The 3949-nt window shown below is 54.5% G+C and carries 5 protein-coding genes and 2 pseudogenes; 5 read left to right on the forward strand and 2 right to left on the reverse strand.

Annotated features, from left to right (window positions below; all coding sequences use genetic code 11):
* Nucleotides 1-296: IS5 family transposase (locus BBW68_RS15445; protein WP_148127501.1), on the reverse strand; the 296-nt coding region annotated here is incomplete at its 3' end.
* A 149-nt stretch (nt 297-445) separates the two neighbouring features.
* A pseudogene (locus tag BBW68_RS15450) lies at nt 446-625 on the reverse strand (IS66 family transposase); the annotation flags it as partial.
* Between the two features lie 136 nt (nt 626-761).
* Here BBW68_RS15450 and artP point away from each other — a divergent pair.
* The 5 genes and pseudogenes from artP to BBW68_RS20280 all read left to right on the forward strand — a co-directional run.
* The gene (gene artP, locus BBW68_RS01985) at nt 762-1490 is read left to right on the forward strand and encodes an arginine ABC transporter ATP-binding protein ArtP (protein WP_070133785.1); all 729 of its coding nucleotides are present in this window, start codon (nt 762-764) and stop codon (nt 1488-1490) included.
* Nucleotides 1491-1505: 15 nt separating this feature from the next.
* Nucleotides 1506-2237 (forward strand): arginine ABC transporter substrate-binding protein, encoded by a 732-nt coding sequence (gene artJ, locus BBW68_RS01990; RefSeq protein ID WP_070133786.1) that lies wholly within the window; start codon nt 1506-1508, stop codon nt 2235-2237.
* A gap of 3 nt (nt 2238-2240) precedes the next feature.
* Nucleotides 2241-2957, forward strand: coding sequence for an arginine ABC transporter permease ArtQ (gene artQ, locus BBW68_RS01995; protein WP_070133787.1), 717 nt, complete (start codon nt 2241-2243; stop codon nt 2955-2957).
* Nucleotides 2957-3625: an arginine ABC transporter permease ArtM gene (artM, locus tag BBW68_RS02000; protein WP_070133788.1), complete on the forward strand. Its 669-nt coding sequence runs from the start codon at nt 2957-2959 to the stop codon at nt 3623-3625. Before artQ ends, artM begins: the two co-directional genes overlap by 1 nt.
* 148 nt (nt 3626-3773) lie before the next feature.
* Nucleotides 3774-3848: pseudogene (locus BBW68_RS20280) on the forward strand (arginine ABC transporter substrate-binding protein); the annotation flags it as partial.
* Nucleotides 3849-3949 lie beyond the last annotated feature (101 nt).

The following is a 3949-nucleotide window of genomic DNA, read 5'->3' on the forward strand; positions in this document are numbered from 1 at the left end:
GTTGCTGACCAGTCAATAAAGCTGTTTGCATCAAGTAACGTAAGTAACCTGTTGAAAATAATGTTAATCACTCCTGACTTTGACCATCGGTTAAAACGGTTGTAAACAGTCTTCCATGGGCCATATCGCTCAGGCAAATCGCGCCATGGAGCGCCTGAACACAGCACCCAGAACATACCATTGATGATCATACGGTGTTCTGCCCATGGGCGTCCGGCCCGTGGTGTTACTGGTTCAGTTGGTAATAAGGGCTGGATGAGAGCCCATGCTTCATCGGAAAGATCGTAACGAGCCATAGTTCAATGTGTTGTGGAAACAGGCAGTTACTATAGCTCAGGTGATTAAGGGACACAGCCTAGGAGGCATTACCCACGAAAATCTATGCGGTCCAGAACGTGCTGGAACTCCTTCCATGCTCCGGCAAGAGCTTAACCGAATGCCATTGCTGAACGATGTGGTCACAGCTGCAGCAGGCAAGCTTAGGTCGCCTCGTTTCGATAACCTTAAAGGCGCTGCTGATGAGCGCCACCGTGCGGGTTTCGCGGGGAAGCGAAGCCGGTAAAGGTTTACGTGCGGAAGACTGACGCAGCGGCTGCGGCAGTACCGGGTCATGCTGCTCGCCCAAGCCGTAACATCACGCGATGTTGTTCTACTCTTTAACTCACCTTGCCCGCATAAATAAATTTTAACGCACGATGATTGCATAACTATGCTGTCAACGTTAAGATTCGAGGCACTAATTACTATTCATTTTTTTGCGCATGAGTATTCAACTAAACGGTATAAACAGCTACTACGGTGCCTACCAGGCGCTATTTGACATTCAGCTGGCATGCCCACAGGGCGAAACGTTGGTTCTGCTGGGGCCTAGCGGTGCCGGCAAAAGCTCACTTCTGCGCGTCTTAAACCTGCTGGAGATGCCGCGTTCCGGTACACTCGAGATCGCAGATAGTCGCTTTGATTTCAGCAAGCCCCCGTCTGACAGCGCCATTCGCGAACTGCGCCAGAACGTGGGCATGGTGTTCCAGCAGTATAATCTGTGGCCTCATCTGACCGTCACCCAGAACCTGATCGAAGCGCCGTGCCGCGTGCTCGGTTTAAGCAAAGAGCTGGCCCATCAGCAGGCGGCGAAATTGCTCGATCGCCTGCGTCTGACCGCCTTTGCCGACCGATTCCCTCTACACCTTTCCGGTGGTCAGCAGCAGCGCGTGGCGATTGCCCGTGCGCTGATGATGGAGCCGGCCGTGCTGCTGTTTGACGAACCCACCGCCGCACTGGATCCGGAAATCACCGCCCAGATCGTCAGCATTATTCGCGAGCTGGCGCAGACCAACATCACTCAGGTGATCGTGACCCACGAAGTGGAAGTGGCGCGTAAAACGGCCAGTCGCGTGGTGTACATGGAAAACGGTTATATCGTCGAACAGGGTGATGCCAGCGGCTTTACACAGCCGCAAACTGAAGCATTTGCCAATTATCTTTCGCACTAACTGCAGGAAATAATGATGAAAAAAGTTGTAATTGCCGCACTGCTAGCCAGTCTCAGCCTGAGCGCCCGCGCTACTCAGACCATTCGTTTTGCCACTGAAGCGTCTTACCCTCCGTTTGAGTTTGTTGACTCCGATAACAAAATTCAGGGCTTCGACGTCGATCTGGCGAACGCGCTATGCCGCGAAATGGGCACGACTTGCACCTTTACTAACCAAGCCTTCGACAGCCTGATCCCCAGCCTGAAATTCCGCCGCTTCGATGCGGTGATGGCCAGTATGGATATTACTCCTGAGCGTGAAAAGCAGGTGCTGTTCACTAAAGCCTATTACGACAACGCTGCCTTGTTTATCACCCAAAAAGGCAAAGTGGCTGACGTGGCGGCGCTGAAAGGCAAACGCGTTGGCGTGCAGAACGGCACCACACACCAAAAATACCTCGGTGAGAAGCTGCCTGATATCAAAGTTGTCCCTTACGACAGCTACCAGAACGCCATCCTCGATCTGAAAAATGGCCGTATTGATGCCGTCTTTGGTGATACCGCGGTGGTGAACGAATGGCTGAAGCAGAACACCACGCTGGCCCCGGTCGGTGAGAAAGTGACGGATAAAACCCACTTTGGCACTGGCCTCGGTATTGCCGTTCGCCAGGGTAACAACAAACTGCAGGGCAAGTTCAACGCCGCTCTGGACAAGGTGAAAGCTGACGGCACCTACAAAACTGTCTACAGCAAGTGGTTTCAGCAGTAATTAATGAACGAACTTTATCCTCTTGTCAGCGCCGCCGGGAGGACAATCGGCTTGGCTGTCTGTTCCCTGCTCGCCGGCTTGGTGCTGGCGATGCTGTTTGCCGTCTGGGAATCGGCACGCTGGCGCCCGCTGGCGTGGCTGGGCACCGGGCTGGTGACGCTGTTCCGCGGCCTGCCGGAAATCCTCGTGGTGCTGTTTGTCTACTTCGGCGCGTCGCAGCTGCTGCTAACGCTGTCTGACGGATTCAACATCAACCTCAGATTTACCCAGGTCCCGGTGCAGGTCAACATTGAAAACTTCGACGTCAGTCCGTTCTTCTGCGGAGTGATTGCACTGGCCGTGCTCTACTCCTCCTACGCATCACAAATCTTGCGCGGCGCGCTGCAAGCTGTGCCGGTTGGGCAGTGGGAGTCAGGTCAGGCGCTGGGGATGAAAACCTCAGCGCTCTTCTTCCGTCTGGTGATGCCGCAGATGTGGCGTCATGCGCTACCGGGGCTGGGCAATCAGTGGCTGGTGCTGCTGAAAGATACCGCGCTGGTCTCTCTGATCAGCGTCAACGACATCATGCTGCAGAGCAAAAGTATTTCCACCCGCACCCAAGAGTCATTTACTTGGTATCTGATTGCGGCGGCGATCTATCTGCTGATCACTCTATTCAGCCAGCAGGTGCTCAAGCGCATTGAACTGCGCACCACCCGTTTTGAGCGCGGAGACTCCTGATGCTGAGCTATTTTCCCGAACTGTTAAAGGGGCTGCACACCAGCCTGACGCTGACTGTAGCTTCACTGCTCCTTGCGCTGGTTCTGGCGCTGTTGTTTACCGTGATCCTCGCGCTAAAGGTGCCGGTGCTAAGCCTGATCGTCCGTGGCTATATTATGCTGTTTACCGGCACCCCGCTGCTGGTGCAGATCTTCCTGATTTACTACGGGCCGGGCCAGTTCCCCGCCATCCAGAATATTGGGTGGCTATGGAACCTGCTTTCCCAGCCGTGGCTGTGCGCGCTGCTGGCGCTGTCACTCAACAGTGCCGCCTATACCACCCTGCTGTTTCACGGCGCGGTGAAGGCTATCCCTGCCGGGCAGTGGCACTCCTGTGCTGCTCTCGGGATGAACAGCAAGGAGACGCTGCACATTCTGCTGCCCTATGCCTTTAAACGCGCCCTCTCCTCCTATTCCAATGAGGTGGTGCTGGTATTTAAAAGCACATCACTGGCCTACACCATCACGCTGATGGAAGTGATGGGGCACAGCCAGCTGCTGTATGGGCGCACCTATGACGTCACGGTATTTGCCGCCGCCGGGGTGGTTTACCTGTGCGTTAACGGACTGCTGACGCTGCTCATGCGGCTGATTGAGCGCCGGGCATTGCGTTTTGAGCACCACAACTAATGCCGACGGCCAGCACGTTTTTTTCCAGCTGGCATCGGCGAATAAAACGCCCTCACCGCAGCTTAATCACTCAATGACTCACCTGCTGGTGGGCTGATGCTGGGTTGGACTTTGAGATCGCAAGGAATTTACAGATAAAAAACTCGTTTTGACAGCTCTGCTCGCCGGCGTAGCCTTTGGAACCCAAGCCGCAGAAAAGATCCGCTTTGCCTCTTCGGCAACGGCACTGTTGCAAAGATATTGATGAGTTAGCCTTTTGTGTTATTGAAAGGTCTTATCTTTCAAAGACTCTGCTCACCAGACGCATCTCGCCTAGGGGATGCC

This window comes from Candidatus Erwinia dacicola, assembly GCF_001756855.1.
Taxonomy (GTDB): Bacteria; Pseudomonadota; Gammaproteobacteria; order Enterobacterales; family Enterobacteriaceae; genus Erwinia; species Erwinia dacicola.